The organism is Alishewanella sp. d11, assembly GCF_049390205.1.
GTDB lineage: Bacteria > Pseudomonadota > Gammaproteobacteria > Enterobacterales > Alteromonadaceae > Alishewanella.
In genome coordinates this window covers 1662844-1687531 of the sequence record NZ_CP186547.1, presented here as the reverse complement: position 1 = coordinate 1687531, position 24688 = coordinate 1662844, and the positions used below count along the sequence as shown (strand labels likewise).

Sequence of the window (24688 nt, the reverse complement as noted above, 5' to 3'; positions counted from 1 at the left end):
CATGAGCTCATTACGCATTTTTTCGGTAAATCAACCGCAACAAGCCTACTTGCACACCGATAACGCAGCGCTTATTGCAGAAAAACTACAGCAAAAAGGCGTACGTTTTGAACAATGGCAAGCTGCAGCGCCAATTAGCGCCGATAGCACTGCCGAGCAGGTACTTGCAGCCTATGCCGACGATATAACGCGCTTAAAACAGCAGCAAGGCTATATTACCGTTGATGTGATTTCCTTAAGCCCAACCCACCCAGACAAAGCCGCACTGCGGCAAAAGTTTTTGGATGAACATATTCATACCGAAGATGAAGTACGGTTTTTTGTGCGCGGCCAAGGCTTATTTTGTCTGCACTTAGGCGATGAAGTGTATCAAGTACTCTGCCAACAAAATGATTTAATCAGTGTGCCGGCCAATACGCCACACTGGTTTGATATGGGCACTGAGCCTGATTTTACTGCCATCCGCTTGTTTAATAATAGCGAAGGCTGGGTTGCACACTTTACCGGCGCCAGCTTATCGCGGCAATTCCCTTTATTGAACTAAACACTGCTTGGCTGCTCTAAAACAGGGCAGCAGGCAAGCATGGCAAGACGACAAGTAAAAATACAGAATTAACGCTAAAGCAGCACTATATGCGCACTTATCTAATTTATAGGGTAAAATGCACAAGCATTTATGCTGTTTTCAGATAATGGTTCAGCTCTTGCAGTAAATTTGTCATACTTTAATGCTATACCCAAGTCACTTCAGGATACACAACACGTTATTGTGAAGTTGTTTGGGTATATCTACTAACTGGATGCTTAATTGCAGGTAAGATTGAATGTCGTTGCAAACCCCGCTACGTGGCTTACGTTGTTTCTGTGTGGCCGCTGAATGCCTTAGTTTTAAAGAAACCGCGAAACAGCTTTATCTAACGCCGTCTGCAGTTAGCCATCAAATTAAACAATTAGAAGATAACTTAAACCTAAGCCTGTTTGAGCGGAAAACTCGTGCCATTGAACTAACCGAAACCGGTAAGCAGTTTTATCTAGAAATTAAGCCGTTATTAGAACAACTAAGCCAAACCATTAATCAGTTTAGCCAAGTAGAACGGGTGCTGGAAGTCAGCATTTCGATGCCCGAGTTTTTTGCCAGCGAGCTGTTTGTGCCACGCTTACGCGGTTGGTCTGAGCAATATCCCAATATCAATATCAAGCTGGAAACGGTAAAGTCTCGCCGCGAAGGCCCGAAATATACTGACGTTTCGGTCATCCTATCGGGCAAAAAGCCGACTGAGGGCACGGTATACGATTTGTTCCCTATCAGCTATTTACCCGCCTGTAACCCCGCGTTATTTCAAAAACTACATGGCAAAGGCTATCGCATTTTAGAGAAAACCCCGCTAATCCTGCACCAAGCCCGCCCTACTGCCTGGCATCAATGGGCAGAACGCGTTGGCTTTCATCAATTTCAGCCGAAGCAAATTATGCAGCTCGATAGCATGTTTAGCGTAGCCCGCGCGGCGCAGCAGGGCTTAGGCGTAGCACTTATCCCAATGCCCATTAGCCATGCCTGGTTTAGTAGTGGCTCTTTGGTCAAGTTATTTGAGCAAGAATTAGTCAGTCGTGATCGCTATTATCTGGTACAGCATGATGCGGACTCTGAACGACCTGAAATCAAACTGCTAATAGACTGGGTATTACAGAGCTTTAATTCCTCTGATTTTTTATTATCACCTGTTACTTGATACGGAATATCACCTTATTTAACTAACCTGTCCCTGCAAGCTGGCAAGCCTAAACCGCCAGCATCTTTATGACAAAAGTTCCTTTATGACAGGTGAATTTTTTTCACTTGTCAGGTGTTTTTTTATCGTTTGTACAGCTGATTGGGACGGCTTATAGTTAACCCGTGTTCGAGATTCGAATACAGCGGTTAAAGTTGTTGAAGGGTGTAACCTACCCTTACCTGTCTACCTTGTCTTAGCCCGATTGAATAAGTCGGGCCTTTTTTTGCCCAAAAATCATGCCTAGGCTAAAGACATTATTATTTTCACGATTGACTGCTTGCTGCGCGCTAAAATTGCGCGCACTTAAGCATAAAACACCATCATCTACTGCAACTTGCTGGTAAACTGCTGCAATACCCCAGTTTGAATATCTGCTTGGCTATACACCCCAGTATCCAGCACCCAGCCGGTAACTAAACTGGCGGGGGTCACGTCAAACGCCGGGTTAAATACCGGCGCTTGCTCGGGTGCCCAAAGGGTTTGACCAAAGGCACCACTAACGCCGCGCACTTCGTCGGCGGCACGCTGTTCAATCGGAATAGCGCTGCCATCAGGGCAGCTTAAATCGATGGTGGTATGCGGCGCCACCACATAAAACGGAATGTTATGATAATGCGCCAGCACGGCAAGGCTGTAAGTGCCCACTTTATTGGCAAAATCGCCATTGGCGGCAATACGGTCTGAACCGACAAAGATGCGATCCACCTCGCCACGCGCCATCAACATGCCGGCCATATTGTCGCAAATAAGCTGATAGGGAATACCTAATTGCTGGCACTCCCAGGCCGTTAAGCGACCGCCTTGCAACAGCGGCCGGGTTTCATCGACCCATAGCCGAATATTTTTGCCTTGTTGTTGCGCCAGATTAATCACCCCCAAGGCCGTTCCCACACCCGCTGTCGCTAAACCGCCAGTATTGCAATGGGTTAATAACCGCTCATTTGGCTGTACTAAGGCTGCGCCATGCTCGGCCATGCTTTGGCACAGCGCCACATCTTCGGCAAACAAGGCCTCAGCGCAAGCTACTGCAGCATCGACATAATCGGCTTGCTGCAAGGCCTGAAGCATCGCATCGAGGTTATTCATTAAATTTACTGCAGTAGGCCTGGCGGCGCGCAGTACCTCGGCGGCTTGCAGGAGTTGCTCACGGCTATCGCCTTGGGTAGCGCGATAAGCTAATAATAAGCTGGCACCAATACCAATGGCCGGCGCGCCGCGCAGCTGTAAGCGCTGAATCAAGCTCACCATTTGCGTTACAGTGGTGCAATGCAGCCAGTTTTGCTGATGCGGTAACAGGGTTTGATCTAATACATAGAGCTCACCCTGTACAGTTTTTAGGCTAAGTGCCAGCAAGTTTTTCATAACATATATCCATTTAGCGTTGCAGACGTCTAGAAGTTTTGCGATTATGCAAGCTTTCGTTTTCCGATACAAGTAACAGAGGCTTTTGCAGATGACGGCTTATCATATCTTTACTCCTGAACAGGCCATGCGCTTTGCTGATGAGCATAGCGAGCTCTTTGGTGAGCATAGCAAACTTAGCGCAGCTGAGTTTGGTGATGGCAACCTAAACTTGGTGTTTAGAGTAGTCAATGATAAAGGTACCTCACTTATCGTTAAACAAGCCCTGCCCTATGCTCGTTGTGTTGGTGAAAGCTGGCCACTGAGTACCGATCGTGCTCGTATTGAAGCGGAAGTATTACAGTTACATGCGCGCTTCTGCCCAGAACACACCGTAGAAGTTTTGCATTTTGACCGTGAACTGTCGGCGATTTTAATGGAAGATTTAAAGCAATACGAAATACTGCGCACCGCCCTAATCAAAGGTAAACAGTTTGCGCATCTTGCGCCGCAGCTAGCGCATTATCTAGCTAATACGCTGTTTTACACCAGCGACTTTGTACTGACCGGTCCCGCTAAAAAAGCCGCTGTGGCGCAATTTATTAACCCAGACCTATGTCTCATTACCGAAGATTTGTTTTTTACCGATCCCTATTGCAACCACGAGCGCAATAATATCCATAGCCTGATTCAGGATAGCGCCCGCGCCCTCTGGCAAGATGAGGAATTAAAAGCCGAAGTGGCCGCATTAAAGGCTGACTTTTTATCCAAACCTCAAGCCTTGCTGCATGGCGATGTGCACAGCGGTAGCATTTTTATTAACGAAGAAAACTGCAAAGTAATCGATGCCGAATTTGGTTTTTATGGGCCTATTGGCTTTGATGTCGGCTCACTGCTTGGCAATTTATTACTCAACTATGTGGCCTGCCCTGGCTTGTTTAACGATACTCTCCAAGGCGCCAGCCAGCAGCAATTTTTGCTTTCGCAAATTCGTACCTTATGGCAGCAGTTCGCGCAAACCTTTAGCCATTTACAGCAAACTGCCACGCAAGATCCGGCGCTACAAAATGAGCACTATCAAGTGCGGTTTTTACAACAGGTGTTTGCCGACGCGATTGGCTATGCCGGTTGTGAGTTAATACGACGCACCGTTGGCTTAGCCCATGTCGCGGATCTAGAAAAAATAACGCCAGCGCCGCAACGTGCCGCCTGCGAAAAGCAGGCTATTGCGCTAGGTCGTGCCCTGATTATCAAACGCCAACACTTGGCAACAATCGACGCCTTAGTACAGCAGATCAGCCAAACCGTTGCGCCACTGCCGCATGATTGACCCTGTATGTCAGGTCTTAGCAGAGCGAAGGCTTGGGCCTTCGTGTCGCTGAGCGCTTGTGCTACATACTTTAGACTTGATACCGAAAAGCGGTAATAACTGCTTACATTTTCGCGATAAAGATCGCTGGTTAGGGTGTTTACCGCATGGCACACTGTTGTTAAAAAATAATTACAACAGGACAGCAGCATGATTACAGCCAAGGCGCTCTGCCGATTTTTCGGCAGTGGTGATACCCAAGTTAAGGCGTTACACAATGTCAGCCTGACCATTGCCGAAAACGAGTTTGTCGCCATTATGGGCAGTTCCGGCTCCGGCAAGTCAACTTTGATGAATATCTTAGGTTGTCTGGATACCCCCAGTAGTGGCGACTACCAATTAGCGGGGGCCAGCGTCAGTACCTTGGATGATGAACAGCTATCCGCGATGCGCAATCAGCATATTGGCTTTATCTTTCAATCTTTCCATTTGTTACCACGTTTATCCGCAGCTGAAAACGTCGCCTTACCTCTTCGCTATACCGCTACCCCTGCCGACGAGGCCTTGCAGCGTGCAGAAATACTGTTACAGCAAGTGGGCTTGGGGCATCGCATGCACCATAAACCGGCCGAAATGTCAGGCGGACAACGCCAGCGCGTTGCTATTGCCCGCGCCCTAATTAACAACCCGAAAGTTATCTTTGCCGACGAGCCGACCGGTAACCTTGATAGCAAAACCTCGATTGAGATTATGCAATTACTGACTGACTTGCACCGCAAGGGGAATACCGTCGTGATGGTGACCCACGAAGATGAGATTGCCGCCTACGCGCAGCGGGTCATTAAAATGCGCGATGGCCAAATTTTGGAGGATAGCGCATGTTCACAGTAAGTCTATTACTGGCGCTGAGTTTAAGTCAGCCGGGGCAAGCCGAATTGCCGCTGTTATTAACCGGCAGCTTGGTATCTGAATATCGCCAAAATATTGTGGCGCCAATGAGTGATACGTGGCGTATCCAAGTGCAATGGCTAAAGCCCGAAGCGGAAGCGGTAAAGGCCGGTGACTTAGTTGCAGTGTTCGATGCTGGGACGATTCAGGCCAATATCGAACGCTTAAAAAACCAGTTAATCAGTACTCAGGAACAGCTAAAGCAACTCGAAAGCCAACATGCGTTACAAGTGATGGAAGCGGAGTTTGAGCTAGAAAGACGCCAATTATTGTTAGAAAAAGCCAATATTGATGCAGCGGTGCCCAAAGACAATTTAAGTTTGTATGATTATGAAAATAATCAGTTGTTGCAACAGCGCGCCACTACTGAGTTAAAAAAGGCGCATGAGACTTTAGCCACAGCTAAGCAGGAACAAGCAACCAGCTTATTTAAGCAACAGTTACAAATTGAAAAAACCGCTGCCGAACTGCTAGAAGCTGAGCAAAATCTAAATAAGATGAGTGTCTATGCTGAGCGTGATGGCGCCATAAGCTACAGCTTACATCCTTGGTATCGTACCAAGCTGTTTGCCGGCGTTACCGCCCAACCGGGTTGGCAAATTGCCGAAGTCACAGAACTGCAAGGCTTATATGTAGAAGCTTGGGTGCATGAAGTTGATGTTAGTCGTCTTAAGCAAGCGAGCAGCATTACCGCACGCTTTGATATTGCCCCGGAAACCGCATTTCCACTGACGCTAAAGTTGCTAGCCGGCCAAGGTGAAAAACGCCAAGCTTGGGGTAATGCTTTGTATTACAAAGCGCAGTTTACTGCCAGCAACCTACCTATTACCCAACCTCTGTTAGGTATGGGCCTGTTACTGGAGGTACGTTAAGATGGTACAAAAAATCTTCTATCGTTATCTTGGTACCTTAACCTTGCTGTTGCTAGCTGGCTGCAATCCCGCGCCGGAAAGCCAAACCACCATTACGCAAACCCCTCACGTGCGCGCCACGGGCCAATTAGCCGCCGCCACCTTTTTTACGGTTTCGCCGCCGAGCGTCGGTCGCATGTGGCAATATAATATTCGAGAAATGGCCGCTGAAGGCAGCTTGCTGCAAGCCGGCATGCCGGTGATTGCTTTCGATAGCCAAAGCGTACAAGACGAGTTACGCAATAAAAATATTGAATTACGTAGTGCACAACAAGAATTAGCGAATCGACTGACCGCCGACGAACAGCGGTTTGAAGAACTGAAATTACAACTGGCAGAGCGGAAAAACGACCACGACCGTGAACAGCGCAAAGCCGAGATTGTCGATCATTCCCGTTCTGAAAATGATCGACGCAAAGCGCAAATTGACTTTACCATTGCGAAAAATCAATATCAGTTGGCACAAAGTCGGCTGGACTTTCATCAACAGCAACGCGAAGCCGAAAAACAAATTATTTCCTCGAAAATCGCCCGGCTTACCGCCGAAGTTGAGCAATTGCAACGAGAAATTGCCTCGCTAAAGATCAGTGCACCCTATGCAGGCATTATGGTTTACGTCCCTAATTTTAACGGTGAAAAGTCATCAGTCGGCGACACCATTCAATTTGGTCAACCGATTGCCGAAGTCAGTCAATTAGAAACCCTGTATGTCAAAACTGAAATTGACGAAATTGATTTAAAGCATTTACGCGCTGGCTTACCGGTACAAATCACTTTTGATGCCTATCCCGAGCGGAACTTTAGCGGTGTGCTAACGGATCTCGGCACAGCCGTACGCAATAAAAGCGCAGAAAACTTAAGCCGGGTTGTAGATGCCAGCATCAAACTAGATGAGATAGATGTCGCCATTATGCGTCCAGGCATGAGTGCCCGTTTACAGATCCGCTTAACGCAGGGAGCAGAATAATGCGTTTTTTACTCGTGGTTATACTCAGTGCTTTCGGGCTTAGCGCTTGTAGCCAACCGGAAGAACAAGCGGCTTTACTTACCCTCCAACCCAGTACGCTGACACACCAAATACAGGCTGAAGGCGAGCTGTTTGCGGTAAACGCTATTAGTATCAATGCCCCACAAAATACCCGTGGCCCCCGCTTTATTGCCGAACTGATGCCAGAATACAGCGCGGTTAATCCGGGCGATTTGGTGATTCGGTTTGACGCGACGCAGCTTGAGCGCACCCGCCGCGAGGCCAACAATGCGCTGGCTGGAGTACAGGCAGATCAAACTTTTAAAAGCACCCAACAGCAAGCTGAACTCAATAATATTGGCCTAGATCAACGCTTGGTGCTGCAAGAGTTCGCCTTTGCCGATCGCTTTAGCATTGATGATGTGCAAATACGCTCGCGCCTAGAAATTCTGGATTCTTTGCAAAACAAAGAGTTTTTAGGCGAGAAAAAAGCTTATCTTAATTGGCAACAACAAAGTTTTTCTGCTCGCTCACAGGGAGAGCTAGATTTACTCAAGCTACAAAAAGGCCAGCAACAAGGCTTACTAGAACAAGCCGAAACAGGCTTAGCTGCGTTAGAGGTCAGAGCGCCACATCAAGGTATCTTGCTATACGATGCCAATTGGCGAGGTGAAAAACCTGAAGTAGGCCGCATGGTCTTTCCCGGCGAGAAACTGGGCAGTATTCCCGATTTAAGTTTGCAACATGTCAAACTCTTTATTATTGAACAAGAAGCCGTAGGTTTAGCCGTTGAGCAAGCGGTGCAATTTCGGTTAACCGCTTATCCAGAGCAAGTTTTGCAAGGGCGAATTCTGAGTGTCGGGCAAGTCGCACAGTCACGGGAGCGGCGCGACCCAAGACGCTATATCGAGGTCATCGTTGCCCCCGCAGAGCAACAGCCGTCCTTTTTACCCGGTGCCAAAGTACGCGCAACCATCGTAGCGAATAGCGTGAGCGATGTGCTGGCTATCCCGCTACAAGCGATTTTTAATGACCAACAAGGCCAGTATGTCTGGCAATGGCAAGCTGGACGTTTGCAGCGTCAGCGCATTACCCTAGGTGCTAAAAGCCTAACACATGCCGAAATTAGCGCTGGCTTAGCTGCTGGCGATCGTATTAGTTTATTGCCTCCGGAGCTGTAAGATGAAACATAGCGCTATGCTAAAAGATACCTTGGCTGAGCTGGCTCAACATAAACTTAGAACTTTTTTAACCTTACTGGGGATGATTTTTGGGGTAGGTGCCGTCATTGCCATGTTAAACATTGGTGAAGGGGCCGAGCGTGAGGCGTTAAAAACCATAGAAACGATGGGACTGCGCAATATTATTGTCGAAAGTAAAAGCTTTGATGAAAAAACCTTATTAGAACAGCGTAAGCATTCTTTAGGGCTAAGCCAAAGCGATTTGCAAGCTGCGGTAAGTACCTTACCCGATATTACCGGCTTTAGCGCAGAGCGAAAATTAGATACCTTTGCCATTATCAGCCATAGCGGCAAAAGCGAAGGCAGTGCGGTTGGCGTATTGCCCAGTTATATGACCTTAAGTAGCTTACCCTTCGCCAGTGGGCGTAATTTCTCAGAACAAGAGGATCTGTATGCGGCGCAAGTAGCCGTGCTGGGTTCGCAAATGGCCGCAGACCTGTTCCCCGCTGGCGATGCCTTGGGCCAATATGTCAAAGTGAATCATGTCTGGCTACAAGTGATTGGTGTGCTGGCAGAGCCTTTTAGCAGCCAAAACGAATTTCAAGGTATCAAGCTTGGCGGCGAGCAAAATCAGTTGTTTATGCCGTTACAAACCGCACAAAATCGTTTTCGTAGTATCCCGCTGGAAGCGGAGCTGAGCTCCTTTCGTTTACAACTCGCCGAGGGTGCCAATAGCGCGGTGAGTGCACGACTACTTAATCATTTACTACAACAACGCCATAATGATATTGATGATTTCCGCTTAATCGTCCCAGCAGCGCTGCTGGCGCAGCAAGAGCAAACACAAAAAATCTTTAATATTGTCATGTCGTGTGTGGCCGGTATTTCGTTACTGGTAGGCGGCATAGGTATTATGAATATTATGCTAGCGACTGTGTTAGAACGTACCAAAGAAATCGGTTTGCTGCGGGCTATCGGCGCTACGAAACGTGATATCAAACTGCAGTTTGTGGCAGAAAGCTTTACCATTGCCATTGTTGGGGGGATCGCGGGTATTCTGTTTGGAATTATATTATCCGAGCTTATTGCGTTTTATTCCGGTTGGGCGGTGTCTTGGTCTTTACCAGCCATAGTGCTTAGCTTTAGTATCTGTGCATTGATTGGAGTGGCTTTTGGGGTTTATCCTGCTATTAAAGCGTCAGAATTAGATCCTATTACCGCTTTACAGACAGATTAGCCGCTATACTGAGTTTGACGTAACTGTAAAGTTGACGAACTTAAACCAGACTGCAGCAATAGTCTGGTTTTGTATTTTTTTATCTAGCCGTTTTTATCGCCTTAAAGGGAGAATTGTATGCGCGATCCTTTTCTACAAGCCGCCATTGATGAAGCAAAAAAGGGCCGAGCAAGTGGCGGAATTCCGATAGGCTCGGTGTTGGTTATCGATGGCCAGATTGTGGGGCGTGGCCATAATCAACGGGTACAACAAGGCAGTGCTATTTTACATGCAGAAATGCATTGTTTCGAACAAGCAGGCCGCTTAGCGCCAGCTGATTATAAGCGAGCAACTTTATACTCTACGCTATCACCCTGTGATATGTGCAGTGGTACCGCTTTACTGTATGGCATTCCAAAAATTGTGATAGGTGAAAATCACACTTTCCAAGGTCCAGAAGCCTATGTGCGCAGTCGTGGCGTTGAGTTAAGTATTTTGCAAGACGCCGAGTGCATCAACCTGATGCAAGAGTTTATCGCCGCCGCACCGGAGCTGTGGTTTGAAGATATCGGCAAAGTGTGAATTTGACATAGCATGTTCAAACAAATCGCCTTAATTTTAAACTTACTACTCTTATGTTGTAGTCATCTTGTTGCGGCTAAAACACTAGTACGAGTAGGCGTTTATGATTTTCCACCCTATGTACAAGTCAATGGCGAACAACTTAGCGGTTTCACGTCGCAACTGCTCGCAGCCTTAAACCAAGCACAACAGCAGTATCATTTTACACCGGTTCTAACCACGGCCATGCGCCGACATCAGGATTTTCAACAAGGCCTTTTTGATGCACTATTCTTTGAAGATGCCGACTGGGGCTGGAATCAACGCAATATTGCGTTACAACAATCAGCACCTTTTGCCAGCGACGAAGAGGTGTTTATTGCCTTGCTAAGCCACGCGCAATCGCAACACTGGTTTAATGATTTGAGTGGCAAAACCATAGCCGGTATTCTAGGTTATCATTATCACCTAGCGAACTATCAAACCGCGCCTGAACTCTTAGCTAACCAATACCAGCTGGTGTCGGTCACTGACCATGATATCAGTATTGAGTTGGTAATAAAGCAACGAGTTGATCTGGCCATTGTCACCCGTTCTTTCTTATTTCAGTATTTAAATCGCCGTCCGCAATATCGTAAAATACTCATAATTTCTGAGCGTGTTGACCAACGTTATCAGCATCAAATTCTGCTGCACCCTAAACACCCTCTGCCGATTAATACCTTGCATCAATGGGTTTACGAACTACTACAAAAACCTGAATTTAATCGAATTTTCTCAGAGTATGGCTTACAACTTATCCCATACCTTGCTGAAGAAGGATGAAGCGTTAGCACTTTTTAAGCAAGTCACAGCCATAACGGCAAAAGAGGTAAAAGCGTATGCATGTTAAATGTATCTGGCAAACAGGCGTTCATAATGCCTTTACCGATCTGATTGCGTGGCAAGATGCGTTATGGTGTGTGTTTCGCGAAGGCAGCGCGCATGTCTCGCCTGATGGCGCCTTTCGTATTTTACGTTCAGACGATCGCGGTCAGCAATGGCAAAGCGTAGCAGTTCTCCGCCATGCGACTGCCGATCTGCGCGATGCAAAATTTGCAGTGCTGCCTGATGGCCGCTTAATGCTTTATGGTGCGGGTGCGTTGCATGATAATACCCCTATTAGCCACCAGAGTTTTGCTTGGTTTTCTGAAACAGGCGCTGATTGGTCACAGCCCGTGGCCATTGGCGAACCGAATATTTGGATTTGGCGCTTAACTTGGCGACAGCAAGAGGCTTTAGCCTTGGGTTATCATTGTGGTCCTGGATCACGCTTTGTACGAGCCTATCGCACCTCAGACGGCATTGCTTTTCAAGCACTTGCCACGGACATTTATGGCGGCAGCTATGCCAATGAGAGTGCCATCGTATTTGAACACGATGGCACGGCACTGTGCTTACTGCGGCGCGACCCCGACAACGGTTTATTCGGCCTAGCTAGACCACCTTATACGGAGTGGCAATGGCAAGATATTGGCTGCAGAATTGGCGGCCCGCAATGGCTACAACTTGACAATGGCCGCTTACTGGCATGTGTCAGACTGTATGATGAACGGATCAGAACTAGCCTGTGCTGGATTGATCGACAAACAGGTATGCTGACCGAATGGCAAGCATTACCCTCGGGTGGCGATTGCAGCTATGCGGGTATGCTAATCAAGGAACAGCGGCTTTATCTCAGTTACTATTCGTCACATGAAGGACAAAGCCGCATTTATTTTGCAGAGACTACGCTACCTTAATATTTTATACTGCAACCATAAGGACGAGTTACCGCAGGATCTGGGGTTTGCCCTGCTAACACCGCTTTCCCGGCATTGGCAAAATACGGTGTGGCCTTGGCTATATCTTCGACCTTGGCTGAAGGGATGCTGTCGATACCGCCCATATACTGCAGCACACCGTTTTTATCAATCACATACATGTGCGGCGTGGTGCGAGCATCATAGGCTTTACCCATCACCCCATCCTCATCAAACAACACCGCCGTTGGCGCAGCGCCTCGGCTTGCCGTTAACTCATCCGATTTAGCCTGATCAATATGCCCCTGCTTACCCGGCGCCGATGAGATCACACTCAACCAAACCACGCCTTCGGCCGTCATCGCTTGTTGTAACTGCTGCATATTGCCTTGGTAGTGTTTTACCACAAAAGGACAATCGTGATTGGTCCACTCCAATACCACATTTTTACCGGCAAAATCGGCCAAGCTATGTACCTGCCCAGCAGAATCTTTCACGGTAAAGCTTGGCGCTGGCTGACCAACCTGCGGTGCAGCAGCCACACTGCCGGCAAACAATGCGGCAGCGGCTAGGGCTAACCATTTCTTTTTTATCATTTTCTCACTCCTGTTGTTGCGTTATGTTCAAGGTAGAGTCGTTTGCGGCAGACTACTGACTTAACCGCGCTAAGGTTTGCCGAAGCGTATCCGGCGTTAAAATCTGCGGTAATACTGCTGGTGGCTGTCCTGGCCAATATAAAACGTACAATGGCACACCATCGCGTTGATATTGATGCAAGTACGCCGTTATGGTGGCATCGCGGCGCGTCCAATCACCTTTTAGATAGGTGACATCGTATAGCGCCAGCGCAGCTTTGCTGGCCTCGGTATTCAGTGCAACTCGCTCATTTACCAAACAGGTAATACACCAATCAGCCGTCATATTCACTAATACAGGTTTACCCTGCTGTTGTAACTGCGCCAGTTTTTCAGGGCTATAGGGCTGCCAATGGACAGCTTGCGGTTGATCACTCGCTACAGCGGGTGTTTGAGAAGCAGGAACGGCTAACCACGCCAGCCACAAGGCTAATACTAATAACAGTAAGGCGAATAACGGTGCTGGCTTACCGGTGCGCGTGACTTGCCAGTGCCCCCATAACCAGCAGGCTGCGGCTAGCGCAACCGCACCGCAAAGCAAAATGGCCGTCGCATCAATACCGGTTTGCCGGCCAAACACCCAAACCAACCAAACTGCGCTAAGGTAGAGTGGATAGGCTAATAGCTGTTTCAGCGTGTCCATCCATGCACCCGGTTTAGGCAATAAGCGCGCTAATCCCGGTAAATAGGCTAGGAGTAAAAAGGGTAAAGCCATGCCAAACCCTAAAGCGACAAAGACCAGTAAAGCCAGCAATGGCGGTTGCGTAACCGCATACCCCAAAGCGCCGCCCATAAAAGGTGCCGTACAGGGGCTAGCCACAACAACTGCCAATACTCCGGTAAAAAACGACCCTTTTGGCCCTTTTTGCTGGGTTAAGCCGCTGCCCGTGTTCATTAATCCTAAACCAAATTGCACCAGCCCAGACAGGCTAAGGCCCAAGGCGAAGAGCAAGTAGGCTAAGACAGCGACTAACAAGGGGCTTTGTAACTGAAAGCCCCAGCCGACAGCTGCACCTGCCGCACGTAACCCCAGTAGCACACTCGCCAGCGCGACAAAACTGACGATCACCCCTAAGCTATACCACCACGCTTCCCGTTGTTGCGCTGTACGCTGCCCAGTGTTTGCTGCCAAACTCAGTGCTTTTAACGATAAAACAGGAAAGACACAAGGCATTAAGTTAAGTATAAAGCCGCCAGCCGCCGCCATCACTAACACTAACCAGAGTGCCTGCCCAGTATTTTGGGTGCTTTGGGGGTTTTCCTGTAACGCACTTGCAGTTGAGGCGGCCGATAAACTTAGTTGATAACCTTGGCCATTCGCATTAACTAGCACCACCTCAAATGCAGCAGGGGCCGAGGTAAAATAGGTATTGAGCTTTTGTCGTAGTAACCACTGGCCATCACTAAAAATCACTTGCTGTGCAGCCGCGTGGTCCACGAGCTCGGTGGCTGCCACAAAGAAAGCCTGAAAATCTTCATCCGGTAAACCGGCGATAGCCGCAGAAAAACTGCCAGCGGCAGTGTCATAGTGCCCTTTGACAGCTAAAGGCTTAGGTTGACTGGCTTGTGCTTGTAAAATAAGTTCTTTGGCATACTTGCTTGCTTCAGCCTTGGCCACTACAGTCAAACTTAACTGGAAGTGCGCTTCCGCGGGGATACAAATCTCTTCACACACCAACCAATCCACTTTAGCAGCTAGCTCTAGTTGCGATAGTGCAAAATCGGCCGGGATCTTAAGTTCAGTGAGCAAAATAGTGGGCCCAGCAAAACCATAGTTCATCAGTGGTGGGATCGAAAAAAACTGCGGTGTCGGCCATTGGATCGGCCCTGCCGTGACTCCTTCAGGTAACTGCCAGTCGATACTGGTGGGTAAACCAGAATCACCAGGGTTCTGCCAATAGGTATGCCAATTTTCATCAGGGATAAAATGCAATGCCATTAGCAGGGTCTGCCCCGCTTGCACACTGTGATATTCACTAACCAGCTCGGCTTGTAAATGCTTAGCAGGTTGCCAACCACTGGTCGCTGCAAAGGTCGATACACTGGTCCATAAAAACAGCACAGATAACAGCATTGTTATTTTTCGCATCAGCTGCATTTATCTTATCCTTGAGTTATTTACTAACGTTACGTTATGACAACAAAGTCGATCATCTTGGAAGATAACATGCACGAAAATTCAGCTAATTGCAGCAATATATCAGATAAAGTGCTAATATATTGCGCCCGTTAGGTGATCGGCTGTGGTCACTCCAGCATCGCTAACCTGCCGCGCAAAACAGTGTCAGCACAATCACAACGTCCATCATTTTAAAAGGTATAACGTTAATGACCCTATTCGGTAAATCTGCCCTAGCTGTCGCAGTTCAAGCGGCAATATTTGGCTCAGTACTTGGTTTTTCTCCTGCCACTATGGCGCAGGAAAGTGACAAAAACCTTGAGACAGAAGAAAAGAAACTTGAAACCATTACTATTACGGCACAACGCCGTAGTCAAAGTATCCAAGAAGTACCTATTTCGGTAGCCACCTTGTCGGGTGAGAAATTTGACAGCATCTTTTCCTCTGGTGATGACATCACGGCTTTGGCAATCAAAGTACCGGGGTTATATGCAGAAAGCTCCAACGGCCGCGCAGCGCCGCGTTTTTATATTCGCGGTTTAGGTAACACGGATTTTGACTTGGCCGCTTCACAGCCGGTGTCCATTGTGATGGACGAAGTAGTCATGGAAAACGTTATATTGAAAAGCTTCCCGCTGTTTGATATCCAGCAAGTAGAAGTGATTCGTGGCCCACAAGGTACCTTATTCGGACGCAATACCACGGCCGGTATCATTAAATTTGATACCGTTAAACCACGCCAGGATTTTGATGCTTATGTCAAAACAACTGCGGGCACACTGGGTACTGCGCATGTTGAAGGCGCGGTGGGCGGTGGCTTAACGGATGCACTATCAGCACGGGCCTCTTTCCTGTCGCAGCATCGTAGTAACTGGGTAGATAATAGCTTTACTGGGCAACAAGATGCGCTAGGTGGCTATGATGAGCGCGCCGGTCGTCTGCAGTTCCTCTATGAATCAGACCAAGTCGATGCCTTATTTAATGTGCATAGCCGTAGCTATGATGGGACTTCTACTATTTTCCGCAAAAATATCCTCACCCCGGGCAGCAATGACTTAAACGAAAACTACGATCGTGACGTGGTGGCTTATGATGCGCCAGGTAATAACGTACAAAGTTACGATGCGTGGGGTACCTCATTAAAGTTAGATGTAAAACTGGACGGTATGACTCTAACCTCGATCTCAGCTTTAGAAAAAGCTAAAGGTGGTGGTATTGGTGATATTGATGGCGGTAATCCAGAACAAGCCGGTTCAGCAACGGTGGCCAATGCGGTAACCGAAGATCAACTACGCGATTTAAAACAAGTTACCCAAGAGATCCGTTTAGCCAGTGATACCAATAACGCGCTTAGCTGGCAAACTGGTGCTTTTTATTTTGACTCGTCTTTTGGCGTGAATACTATTGATGGTTTTTTTGGTGCGACTGAAGTATTCCACGGTAATACTAGCTGGGCGATTTTTGGCCAAAGCTCCTATAAAGTTAACGATAAGCTGACGCTAACCGGTGGTTTACGTTATACCGAAGACGAGAAAACGTTCTCGGTAGGCCAGCAAAACGTTGATGGCTTTGCTTTAGTCATTGGTGTTGCACAAATTCAAGATTATGCGCCGCTTAAAGTAAAAGATGATCAAGTAAGCTGGGAATTATCGGCAAATTACCGTTTCAGCAATACTACCAGTCTATTTGCTCGGGTGGCAGAAGGCTTTAGAGCGCAAACCATTCAAGGTCGTGATGTGGCATTTGAAGCGCCGCCATCAGTGGCCGATGCAGAAACCATTACCTCGTTTGAAGTGGGTACTAAGTCAGATTTACTCGACAACACCTTGCGCTTAAACGCGGCCTTGTTCTATTACATTATTGACGATATTCAATTATCGGCGATTGGTGGTCAAACGCAAGGTAATCAGTTGATCAATGCAGATAAAGGCACTGGTTATGGCTTTGAAGTTGATTTTGATTATCGTGTTCTGCCCAACCTAAGTGTTGGCGGTGGTTTTAGCTATAATAACACTGAGCTGAAAGATGATACGTTAACAGTAGCGCCTTGTGGTTCAGGGCTTTGTACTGTGCTGGATCCTAGAACAGCTGGTGGCTTAGCACTGATCAATGGCAATCCATTCCCACAAGCACCAAAAACCATCCTGACTCTGAATAGTCGTTATGCCTATCCGGTCGCCAGTGGTGAGGTCTATGTCTATGCGGATTACCAACTGCAGGGTAAAACCAACTTATTCCTGTATGAATCAGCTGAATTCCGTAGCAATAATAACTACGAAGCCGGTTTACGGATCGCCTATGTTAACGATCAACACAACTATGAAGTAGGTGTGTTTGGTCGCAATATTACCGATCAAGATAATCTGAAAGGCGCCATCGACTTTAGTAACCTGACCGGCTTTGTAAATGAGCCACGGGTAATGGGTGTCGATTTTAGAATTAACTTCTTCTAAAACAGAACCTTATTAACACCAGGGCAGCACTTCGCTGCCCTTTTTATTGCCAACTAAGCTTAGATACCAATAGTGGCGGCGAATATCATCCGCTATCGCTGCCGGCGAAAGCGCATATCGCGATAGCTATGCCGCTCACCCGGCTCAGCCGCGTAGGGCTCCAGCGTAAAACCCGTCACCTGCCGCCGGTTATTTAGCTGAAAGTGAATAAGCGCGGGCCCCGCGACATTAGGATCTGTCCAGCGCACGATAAAGCTATGGTCAGCAAAAGGTTCCAACCGGCCTTGCAGATTCAGCATCCGCTCCGATTGTAAGTTTAGGCCTTGTTCGTCCTGTGTAATCAGCATGCTGCCAAACCAGTTATCAGTATATTCACCGGCATACTCTTGCAGCGCTAACAGCACTTCACCAGTACCCAGCGGTGGTGCAGCAGCCGCGCGATTCGCGGCACGCTGTTGCTGCGCAGCATAAAATGCCACCCAGTCTTGCTGCTGCTCGGGGGCTAAAAACTGTTTTAACAGACGTTGGACCACCGCCTGCCGCGCACCGCTATTCGAACCATTATGCAGCACCACAAAGCCTAGCTGCTGCTCTGGCACCAACACCAAATGCGCCTGAAAACCGGAGAGAATGCCAGTATGATGCACAACCTTAACGCCATGCATATCCGCCATGCGCCAACCGAGACCATAGGCAGCAAAGTTCACCTGATCCAGCTCGCGGTCATTCGTCCCCACTGGCATCAAAGTATGCGGCGCCCACATTTGCCCTAACTGCGCCTGACTAAAGGGCGCACCTGCAGCTGCCTTACCCTGATATTGCGCCAATAAAAACTGCAGCCAAGGCACTAGATCGCTGGCTCGACAGACAATGCCGCCAGCTGCTGCCGACATCAGCATCTTGCCATCTATGGCATTGCGAGGGATAGTCACAAAGCCTTCTTCGGCACTAAAACGATACGGCTGCGCAACATTTTGCAGGATTTCAGCAGGCTGTGTGCCGGCAAAGCACTGCATCATTAAAGGTGCAAAAATCCGTTTTTCGACAAAATCTTGCCAGGGCTCACCCGCCACTTTTGCCACCAACTCGGCTGCGGTGATATAGAGCACATTGCTATAGCCATACTGGCTGCGAAAGCTACTTAGCGGCGTTAAATAACGCAGATTATGCACAATCTCATCGCGGCTAAAGCCACTGGGCTCAGGCCAAATCATACTGTCGCCAGCACCACCAGCTAAACCACTGCGCTGGCTTAAAAGATCACGAATAGTGAATTCAGCGGTGACCCACGGGTCCTGCAACCGGAACTGCGGTAAATACTGTACCACCTTATCATCCCAGCTCAGCTTGCCCTCATCGACCAGAATAGCGACGGATGCAGCGGTAAAAGCTTTACTCACTGACGCCAGTCGAAAATAGGTGTCACTGTCGACCAAAGCACCGCTACTTATATCGCGCTCGCCATAGCCAGCGACATGTAATACCTGACCGTCTTTCACCACAGCAACCGCCATCCCAGGCGTATCAAACTGCAGTAGTGCGGCCGGCACCCATTGTGCCAGATCCGTTTGCACTGGCGTGGGTGGATTATCATCCGCCTGCACAGCCTCGCGACTACTTACCACGCTACTACTCACTAAACACAGCACACCCAACAGCTGGCATATTTTCATGGTCTGATCCTTTCGCATTTGCCTACTCACAGCCACCCATTAGCCACGGATAACCGCAAGTCACTTGTATTTAGCCTGCCAGTAAATTAGCTTAAGTGCCAGTGTTGTTCGAACTGGATTTTTTAGCGCAGTTTGCGCATAGTGAAACCTAAACCTGATAACTTGCCTTACCGCGGAGCCTGAGCATGAAACTGTCCCTGATTGCTACTGTTTTACTTACCACCAGCCTGTTTAGCCTAAACAGTAGCGCTACCACGACGGAGGTGCTGCGGATCAGCCCACAACTAGAGCAACAGGTGATCAATTGGCGACGCGATCTGCATCAGCACCCAGAGCTCAGTAACCGCGAGTTTCGTACGGCCAAGGTGGTCGCTGCACACTTACAGCAATTGGGCCTAACGGTGCAAACCGGTATTGCACATACCGGTGTGGTCGCTATTTTAGACAGTGGCAAGCCAGGCCCCTTTTTAGCGCTACGTGCGGATATGGATGCGTTACCGGTAACCGAGCAGACCGATGTGCCCTTTCGTTCTGTGGCAAAAGGCGAGTACCGTGGTAAAGAAGTAGGGGTAATGCACGCCTGTGGTCATGATTTGCATGTCGCCATGTTGATGGGTGCGGCCGAATATCTGGTAGAACACCAAGCACAGTTAACCGGAAAGGTAATGTTTATCTTCCAACCCGCGGAAGAAGGTGCACCAGCAGGTGAAGAAGGCGGTGCGGCGCTAATGTTAAAACAGGGCTTGTTTGCAGCAGAAAAGCCTGAGGCTATTTTTGGTATTCATGTTTGGTCAGCCGCCAATACGGGGGTAGTGCAGTATCGTAAAGGACCGCTGATGGCCTCATCAGATCGCTTTGAAATTCGGGTAAAAGGCCGACAAACACATGGCTCAGCGCCTTGGGGCGGGGTTGATCCTATCGTTGCCGCCGCTCAGATTATCAATACTGTGCAAACCATTGTCAGCCGCCAAATTAATATTACGCGCGCACCGGCGGTGCTCAGTTTTGGCATTATTGAAGGCGGCGTACGCAATAATATTATTCCAGATGAGGTGTATCTAGAAGGTACTATCCGCAACTTTGATATGGGTATTCGCCAACAAATTTTTGGTCTACTAAAGCAGGCTGCCGAAGCCAGTGCTGCCGCGACCGGCGCGACCGCCGAAGTCAGAATTGAAGAAGGTTATCCCGTTACGCTGAATGATCCTAAGCTTACCCAGCGTTCACTGCCTATTTTGCAGCAAGTCGCCGGCCAAGATAAGGTGCAAGAAGGTCAGTTAGTTACAGGTGCTGAAGATTTCTCCTACTACGCACTAGAAATACCAGGCTTGTTTGTGTTCCTTGGTATTACCCCAGAAGGGCAAAATCCTGCAAAAGCACCGGCCAATCATTCGCCCTACTTTTATGCCGACGAAAAGGCACTAAAAACCGGCACAGAAATGTTTATTAATTGGGTACTAGCTTATAATGATTAAACTTTATTAAAACACATGAGTCAGATTAACGTGTTAATCCAACAAGGAAGACTATGAAACACCTTATTACGCTATGTCTACTCGGTGTAAGTGTTAACGTTATGGCTAATACCGAACTGCAACAGCAGGTGACAACGCTGCTACAACAGCAAGCCTATACCGAAGCCAAAAACCTGCTTACTCCAATGGTAACCAAAAAGACCAAAGACGCCTTTTTACTGGCCGCACTCGGCCGAACTGAACTGGCTTTAGGTGAAGCTGAAGCGGCAACGGACTGGCTGGAACGCGCCATTAAGCTAGACGGCGATAATGCGGAATACCAATTTTACTATGCAAATGCCAGCTGTAATACCGCGCAAAAAGTGAATATGCTGAGCGCACTTGGCCATGCGAAACGCTGCGTAAAAGCCTTTGAAACCGCGCATACTTTAGCACCAACTGAGCCGAAGTATTTACAGGCTTTGGCGCAATATTATGGTCAAGCACCGGGTGTTGCCGGCGGCGATAAAGCGAAAGCGATGGTACTGGCCAAGCAACTGACCGAAGTGAACCCACTAAAAGGCCAGTTGCTGCAACTTGAACTGTTAATGCGCGACGAACCGACTCAGGCCGAAGCCTTGCTGGCAAGCAACCCCGAGCTACAACAAAGACCTGAACCCTATTTTCTGCTCGGTGTCAGCCAAGCGGCTAAGCGCGACTACACAGCCGCTATCAATCAGTTCCAGCGTGCCAGTGAACAAGATGCCGCTGACCAAGATGCGCTGCGTAGCAAACTGCTGGCGTTGTATCAATTAGGACGCGCAGCCGCCGTAGGGAGAACAGCAACCGAGCAAGGGATCGGCGCCCTGCGCCAGTTTATTGCCGAGAGTAGCGAACTGTTACCCGAATATCAGGATTGGGCACGATTTCGCTTAGCGCAGCTCTATCTGGCCAACGAGCAACGCCCTGCTGCTGAAGCCTTGTTAAAGCCACTGCAAGCCAGTACCAAAGACAATAACCTGAAAACCGAAATTAATAAGGTACTGTAATGCGGCCACCGGCCATGCAAGGCATTCATCATGTCGCACTGATTTGCAGCGACTACAGCCGTAGTAAGCAGTTTTATACTGAGATCCTCGGCTTGCAGGTGCTGGCCGAGCATTACCGCGAGGCGCGCCAGTCTTGGAAGTTGGATTTACAGCTGCCCGATGGTAGCCAGCTGGAACTATTCAGCTTTGTTGGTGCACCACCCCGCCCCAGTCGCCCAGAAGCGCAGGGGCTGCGTCATCTTGCGTTTGCAGTAACCGATCTGGCAGCTTGGCTAGAGTATTTACAGCAACAAGGCGTTGCCACTGAGCCGGTACGCATCGATGAATATACCGGCAAGCACTTTACGTTTTTCCAAGATCCGGATGGTCTGCCGCTGGAGTTATATCAAGTTTAGCGTGTTGGCTAAATAGCAACACCGCCGTATCGACTAACCTGTAGCAGATAAAGACGGCTTCTACGAAGAATCAAGTTGCGTTTTCTAGGATGAAAAACCGGCAGACGCTGTGACGCATTTGCCGGCTTTAGTTGCACTATTGAGCGCGATTGGTAGACAAGCTTAACCTGAGTTGCGCATCCCTGCCGCAATACCAGCAATGGTTACCATTAAAGCTCTGTTACTTTGATCGTTTACAGTATCAGGCTGTTGCCGCGCCCGCTTTAGCAGCTCTACCTGCAAAATATGCAGCGGATCAACATAGGTATTGCGCAACATAATAGACTCGCGGATCCAGCTTTCTTTGGCCATTAATCTGTCGCTGTGGATCAGTTTTAACAACAATTCGCGATCTGCCGCTAACTGTTGCCGCAATTGCGCACCCAAAGCTTGCAATTCTGCAGGAACTAAGACTTTATCGTAATAGGCCGAAACGTCGGTATCCGCTTTTAAGAACACCATTTCCAGCATCGATAAACGCGTGGCGAAAAATGGCCATTGTTGCTGCATTTCGTCTAAGGTCGCGGCATGATTATCCGCCACGGCTTTCGCCAGCGCATTACCCGCCCCCAACCAAGCCGGTAGCATTAAACGGTTTTGCGACCAAGCGAAAATCCAAGGAATGGCTCGCAAACTTTCCACACCACCGGTGGGGTTGCGTTTAGCCGGGCGACTGCCTAGCGGTAATTTACCTAATTCTTGCTCAGGCGTGGCTGCGCGGAAATACGGCACAAAATCTTTATTGTGTCGCACCACGGCGCGGTAGGCCTCGCAGGAATCTGCCGCTAACTGGCTCATCAATTCACGCCAACTCGCTTTGGGAACTGGCGGCGGCAATAGCATGCCCTCTAACACGGCACTGGCATACAAGGCTAAACTGCGCACCGCCAATTCCGGTAAACCAAACTTAAAGCGAATCATCTCGCCTTGTTCAGTTACCCTTAAGCCACCCGCTAAAGATCCTGGCGGCTGCGATAAGATTGCGGCGTGAGCTGGACCGCCGCCACGACCAATAGTACCGCCACGGCCGTGGAATAACGTCAGCTTCACTCCATATTCGTTACTTAACTGCACTAGGGCTTCTTGTGCGCTATATTGTGCCCATGCTGCCGCTAATACCCCCGCATCTTTTGCAGAGTCGGAGTAACCAATCATGACCTCTTGCCGACCATTGATATAGCCCCGGTACCAATCAATACTCAGTAACTGCCGCATACAGTCTGGCGCATTTTGCAAATCACTTAGGGTTTCAAATAATGGCGCGACGGGCATGGCAAAGCTAATACCGGCTTCTTTTAGCAATAATTGCACAGCGAGTACGTCAGAAGGTTTTCCAGCCATCGAAATAACATAGGTACTTAGGGCTTCGCTGCCGTGGCGCGCGACGATATCACAGGTATCTAACACCTCTTGCACTTCAGCAGAAGGTTGCCAGCTTTTGGGAAATAAAGGTCTTTTGTTGGCAAGCTCACGCAATAAAAACGCCTGACGATCACTCTCCGTCCAAGCGCCATAGTCACCTAACCCCAAATAACGGGTTAACTCAGCAAAAACCTGCGCGTGGCGGCCCGCATCTTGTCTAACATCGAGTTTTAGCAAGGTTAAACCAAAGGCATAGGCACGGCGCAAGGTATCCGTTAAACGACCACGGGCTATAGATTGCATGCCACTGCTGACTAACGACTGATAACACAGCAATAATGGCTCGAGCAATTGCTGATTTTGCCAAATTAACTCTGCTGGACGTTGTAAGCGATCGTGTTTTAACGCTTCTGTTAGCCAATCGCGGGTATAAATCAGCTGCTGTCGTAGCTTGTTCAATACGGCACGATAAGGCTCTGAAGCTTGCTCGCTTGCAGCCAGTAATGCGGCCGAACCGCTGTTCATCGATAATTCTGTGGACAGTAAATCTAAATCTCGAATAAATAAGTCAGCGGCTTTCCAGCGACTGAGTAATAACACCTGACGGGTTACTTTAGCGGTAACGAACGGGTTGCCATCACGATCGCCCCCCATCCAAGACGAGAAACGAATCGGTGCGGCATCAAGCGGTAAACCTTCGCCGAGCGCTTTATTTAAATCAGCATCCAGCTCACGCAAAAAATCCGGCACGGCTTGCCATAACGAACTCTCGATCACCGCAAAACCAGATTTGGCTTCATCAACGGGTGTCGGCCGTTGCTCTCGAATCTCATTGGTGTGCCAAGCTTGGCTAATCAGTTCAGTTAAACGCAATTTCAGCTGTTGTTGTTGCCAAGGTGTTTGTTGTTGCTCTAACTGTGCTAAACAAGTCGCAATTTCACTTAACTTGTGAATAAGGGTGCGACGTGCCACTTCGGTTGGATGTGCAGTAAGCACTAACTCAATGGATAAATCACGCACAGCCTGACTGATATCGTGTTTCTGTAAGGTCGACTCTTTTAAACGTTGGAATAGTTCTGCTAACGGCTCAGGTTTTTCAATACTGTGCCGCCCCGCTTGGCTAACACTAAAATGCTGCTCTGCTAAATTGGCTAAATTTAAAAACTGCGCAAAAGCCCGCGCTACTGGTAAGAGTTCGTCATCCGTTAACGCAGTCAGAACTTGCCGTAATTGCTCTGCTTGCTGGCTATCACCCTGCCGCGCTTCTTTAGACAGTTGTCGAATTTGCTCTACCCGCTGTAATACAGCATCACCCAAGTGCTGGCGTAAGGTTTCCCCCAGCTCAGTACCCAATAACCCGACATTTGCCCTAAGGGCAGCATATTGATCCATCCCCGTGCTCCGCTGTAATAATCATTTGATGATTTACTAACCTAACGTGTTATGGCTTAGTACTCAACAATGATGTATTACAACATGACCGACATTTTGAAAAACTTAGCAAAAAGTCGCTAAAATTCCG

At 48.5% G+C, this 24688-nt stretch carries 20 protein-coding genes; 15 read left to right on the top strand and 5 right to left on the bottom strand.

Features of this window, described 5'->3' with window-relative positions; all coding sequences use genetic code 11:
• Position 1 precedes the first annotated feature (1 nt).
• Both ACO1PK_RS07520 and ACO1PK_RS07515 read left to right on the top strand, forming a co-directional pair.
• On the top strand, positions 2 to 544 hold the full coding sequence (locus tag ACO1PK_RS07520) for a 1,2-dihydroxy-3-keto-5-methylthiopentene dioxygenase (RefSeq protein WP_423188051.1): 543 nt from the start codon (positions 2 to 4) through the stop codon (positions 542 to 544).
• A 280-nt stretch (positions 545 to 824) separates the two neighbouring features.
• Entirely contained in the window at positions 825 to 1730 is a 906-nt protein-coding gene (locus ACO1PK_RS07515; RefSeq protein WP_423188050.1) for a LysR family transcriptional regulator, read from the top strand.
• 366 nt (positions 1731 to 2096) lie between these two features.
• On the opposite strand, the gene mtnA is transcribed toward ACO1PK_RS07515, so the two are convergent.
• Positions 2097 to 3134, bottom strand: a complete 1038-nt coding sequence (gene mtnA, locus ACO1PK_RS07510; RefSeq protein WP_423188049.1) for an S-methyl-5-thioribose-1-phosphate isomerase — start codon at positions 3132 to 3134, stop codon at positions 2097 to 2099.
• A 91-nt stretch (positions 3135 to 3225) separates the two neighbouring features.
• Between mtnA and mtnK the strand changes: the two genes are divergently transcribed.
• From mtnK to ACO1PK_RS07465, 9 genes are all read left to right on the top strand, one after another.
• Positions 3226 to 4443, top strand: coding sequence for an S-methyl-5-thioribose kinase (gene mtnK, locus ACO1PK_RS07505; RefSeq protein ID WP_423188048.1), 1218 nt, complete (start codon positions 3226 to 3228; stop codon positions 4441 to 4443).
• Between the two features lie 189 nt (positions 4444 to 4632).
• Positions 4633 to 5313: an ABC transporter ATP-binding protein gene (locus ACO1PK_RS07500; protein ID WP_423188047.1), complete on the top strand. Its 681-nt coding sequence runs from the start codon at positions 4633 to 4635 to the stop codon at positions 5311 to 5313.
• The gene (locus ACO1PK_RS07495) at positions 5301 to 6242 is read left to right on the top strand and encodes an HlyD family secretion protein (protein WP_423188046.1); all 942 of its coding nucleotides are present in this window, start codon (positions 5301 to 5303) and stop codon (positions 6240 to 6242) included. Before ACO1PK_RS07500 ends, ACO1PK_RS07495 begins: the two co-directional genes overlap by 13 nt.
• A gap of 1 nt (position 6243) precedes the next feature.
• On the top strand, positions 6244 to 7248 hold the full coding sequence (locus tag ACO1PK_RS07490) for an HlyD family secretion protein (RefSeq protein ID WP_423188045.1): 1005 nt from the start codon (positions 6244 to 6246) through the stop codon (positions 7246 to 7248).
• The gene (locus ACO1PK_RS07485) at positions 7248 to 8429 is read left to right on the top strand and encodes an efflux RND transporter periplasmic adaptor subunit (RefSeq protein ID WP_423188044.1); all 1182 of its coding nucleotides are present in this window, start codon (positions 7248 to 7250) and stop codon (positions 8427 to 8429) included. Before ACO1PK_RS07490 ends, ACO1PK_RS07485 begins: the two co-directional genes overlap by 1 nt.
• A 1-nt stretch (position 8430) precedes the next feature.
• Positions 8431 to 9666, top strand: a complete 1236-nt coding sequence (locus ACO1PK_RS07480; RefSeq protein WP_423188043.1) for an ABC transporter permease — start codon at positions 8431 to 8433, stop codon at positions 9664 to 9666.
• A 117-nt stretch (positions 9667 to 9783) separates the two neighbouring features.
• Positions 9784 to 10227: a nucleoside deaminase gene (locus tag ACO1PK_RS07475; RefSeq protein WP_423188042.1), complete on the top strand. Its 444-nt coding sequence runs from the start codon at positions 9784 to 9786 to the stop codon at positions 10225 to 10227.
• Between the two features lie 12 nt (positions 10228 to 10239).
• On the top strand, positions 10240 to 11031 hold the full coding sequence (locus tag ACO1PK_RS07470) for a substrate-binding periplasmic protein (protein WP_423188041.1): 792 nt from the start codon (positions 10240 to 10242) through the stop codon (positions 11029 to 11031).
• Between the two features lie 56 nt (positions 11032 to 11087).
• On the top strand, positions 11088 to 11987 hold the full coding sequence (locus tag ACO1PK_RS07465) for a sialidase family protein (protein ID WP_423188040.1): 900 nt from the start codon (positions 11088 to 11090) through the stop codon (positions 11985 to 11987).
• Here ACO1PK_RS07465 and ACO1PK_RS07460 read toward each other — a convergent pair.
• Both ACO1PK_RS07460 and ACO1PK_RS07455 read right to left on the bottom strand, forming a co-directional pair.
• Complete coding sequence (locus ACO1PK_RS07460) at positions 11984 to 12583, bottom strand: redoxin domain-containing protein (RefSeq protein WP_423188039.1); 600 nt, start codon at positions 12581 to 12583, stop codon at positions 11984 to 11986. The genes ACO1PK_RS07465 and ACO1PK_RS07460 overlap by 4 nt on opposite strands.
• Before the next feature lie 52 nt (positions 12584 to 12635).
• Positions 12636 to 14720 carry a protein-disulfide reductase DsbD family protein gene (locus ACO1PK_RS07455; protein WP_423188038.1) on the bottom strand — a complete coding sequence of 695 codons (2085 nt, stop codon included), beginning with the start codon at positions 14718 to 14720 and terminating at the stop codon, positions 12636 to 12638.
• Positions 14721 to 14950: 230 nt separating this feature from the next.
• Here ACO1PK_RS07455 and ACO1PK_RS07450 point away from each other — a divergent pair, with 230 nt between their 5' ends.
• Positions 14951 to 17194, top strand: a complete 2244-nt coding sequence (locus ACO1PK_RS07450) for a TonB-dependent receptor (RefSeq protein ID WP_423188037.1) — start codon at positions 14951 to 14953, stop codon at positions 17192 to 17194.
• Positions 17195 to 17286: 92 nt separating this feature from the next.
• On the opposite strand, the gene ACO1PK_RS07445 is transcribed toward ACO1PK_RS07450, so the two are convergent.
• Positions 17287 to 18867: a serine hydrolase gene (locus tag ACO1PK_RS07445; protein ID WP_423188036.1), complete on the bottom strand. Its 1581-nt coding sequence runs from the start codon at positions 18865 to 18867 to the stop codon at positions 17287 to 17289.
• Positions 18868 to 19052: 185 nt separating this feature from the next.
• Between ACO1PK_RS07445 and ACO1PK_RS07440 the strand changes: the two genes are divergently transcribed.
• The 3 genes from ACO1PK_RS07440 to ACO1PK_RS07430 are packed head-to-tail and all read left to right on the top strand — an operon-like array spanning position 19053 to position 21765.
• The gene (locus tag ACO1PK_RS07440; RefSeq protein ID WP_423188035.1) at positions 19053 to 20342 is read left to right on the top strand and encodes an amidohydrolase; all 1290 of its coding nucleotides are present in this window, start codon (positions 19053 to 19055) and stop codon (positions 20340 to 20342) included.
• A gap of 53 nt (positions 20343 to 20395) precedes the next feature.
• Positions 20396 to 21370, top strand: a complete 975-nt coding sequence (locus ACO1PK_RS07435) for a tetratricopeptide repeat protein (RefSeq protein WP_423188034.1) — start codon at positions 20396 to 20398, stop codon at positions 21368 to 21370.
• Positions 21370 to 21765 carry a VOC family protein gene (locus ACO1PK_RS07430; protein WP_423188033.1) on the top strand — a complete coding sequence of 132 codons (396 nt, stop codon included), beginning with the start codon at positions 21370 to 21372 and terminating at the stop codon, positions 21763 to 21765. The genes ACO1PK_RS07435 and ACO1PK_RS07430 overlap by 1 nt, the downstream gene beginning before the upstream one ends.
• 162 nt (positions 21766 to 21927) lie before the next feature.
• Here the strand turns inward: ACO1PK_RS07430 and ppc are convergent, their stop codons facing one another.
• Positions 21928 to 24558, bottom strand: a complete 2631-nt coding sequence (gene ppc, locus ACO1PK_RS07425) for a phosphoenolpyruvate carboxylase (protein WP_423188032.1) — start codon at positions 24556 to 24558, stop codon at positions 21928 to 21930.
• Positions 24559 to 24688 lie beyond the last annotated feature (130 nt).

Excerpts from the sequence above, each read along its gene's own strand:
- ACO1PK_RS07460 (WP_423188039.1), bottom strand. The coding sequence starts at position 12,583 with ATGATAAAAAAGAAATGGTTAGCCCTAGCCGCTGCCGCATTGTTTGCC.
- ACO1PK_RS07480 (WP_423188043.1), top strand. The coding sequence starts at position 8,431 with ATGAAACATAGCGCTATGCTAAAAGATACCTTGGCTGAGCTGGCTCAA.
- ACO1PK_RS07495 (WP_423188046.1), top strand. The coding sequence starts at position 5,301 with ATGTTCACAGTAAGTCTATTACTGGCGCTGAGTTTAAGTCAGCCGGGG.
- ACO1PK_RS07440 (WP_423188035.1), top strand. The coding sequence starts at position 19,053 with ATGAAACTGTCCCTGATTGCTACTGTTTTACTTACCACCAGCCTGTTT.
- ACO1PK_RS07490 (WP_423188045.1), top strand. The coding sequence starts at position 6,244 with ATGGTACAAAAAATCTTCTATCGTTATCTTGGTACCTTAACCTTGCTG.
- ACO1PK_RS07450 (WP_423188037.1), top strand. The coding sequence starts at position 14,951 with ATGACCCTATTCGGTAAATCTGCCCTAGCTGTCGCAGTTCAAGCGGCA.
- ACO1PK_RS07465 (WP_423188040.1), top strand. The coding sequence starts at position 11,088 with ATGCATGTTAAATGTATCTGGCAAACAGGCGTTCATAATGCCTTTACC.
- ppc (WP_423188032.1), bottom strand. The coding sequence starts at position 24,558 with ATGGATCAATATGCTGCCCTTAGGGCAAATGTCGGGTTATTGGGTACT.
- ACO1PK_RS07435 (WP_423188034.1), top strand. The coding sequence starts at position 20,396 with ATGAAACACCTTATTACGCTATGTCTACTCGGTGTAAGTGTTAACGTT.
- ACO1PK_RS07475 (WP_423188042.1), top strand. The coding sequence starts at position 9,784 with ATGCGCGATCCTTTTCTACAAGCCGCCATTGATGAAGCAAAAAAGGGC.
- ACO1PK_RS07455 (WP_423188038.1), bottom strand. The coding sequence starts at position 14,720 with ATGCAGCTGATGCGAAAAATAACAATGCTGTTATCTGTGCTGTTTTTA.
- ACO1PK_RS07430 (WP_423188033.1), top strand. The coding sequence starts at position 21,370 with ATGCGGCCACCGGCCATGCAAGGCATTCATCATGTCGCACTGATTTGC.
- ACO1PK_RS07515 (WP_423188050.1), top strand. The coding sequence starts at position 825 with ATGTCGTTGCAAACCCCGCTACGTGGCTTACGTTGTTTCTGTGTGGCC.
- ACO1PK_RS07520 (WP_423188051.1), top strand. The coding sequence starts at position 2 with ATGAGCTCATTACGCATTTTTTCGGTAAATCAACCGCAACAAGCCTAC.
- ACO1PK_RS07445 (WP_423188036.1), bottom strand. The coding sequence starts at position 18,867 with ATGAAAATATGCCAGCTGTTGGGTGTGCTGTGTTTAGTGAGTAGTAGC.
- mtnA (WP_423188049.1), bottom strand. The coding sequence starts at position 3,134 with ATGAAAAACTTGCTGGCACTTAGCCTAAAAACTGTACAGGGTGAGCTC.
- ACO1PK_RS07485 (WP_423188044.1), top strand. The coding sequence starts at position 7,248 with ATGCGTTTTTTACTCGTGGTTATACTCAGTGCTTTCGGGCTTAGCGCT.
- ACO1PK_RS07470 (WP_423188041.1), top strand. The coding sequence starts at position 10,240 with ATGTTCAAACAAATCGCCTTAATTTTAAACTTACTACTCTTATGTTGT.
- mtnK (WP_423188048.1), top strand. The coding sequence starts at position 3,226 with ATGACGGCTTATCATATCTTTACTCCTGAACAGGCCATGCGCTTTGCT.
- ACO1PK_RS07500 (WP_423188047.1), top strand. The coding sequence starts at position 4,633 with ATGATTACAGCCAAGGCGCTCTGCCGATTTTTCGGCAGTGGTGATACC.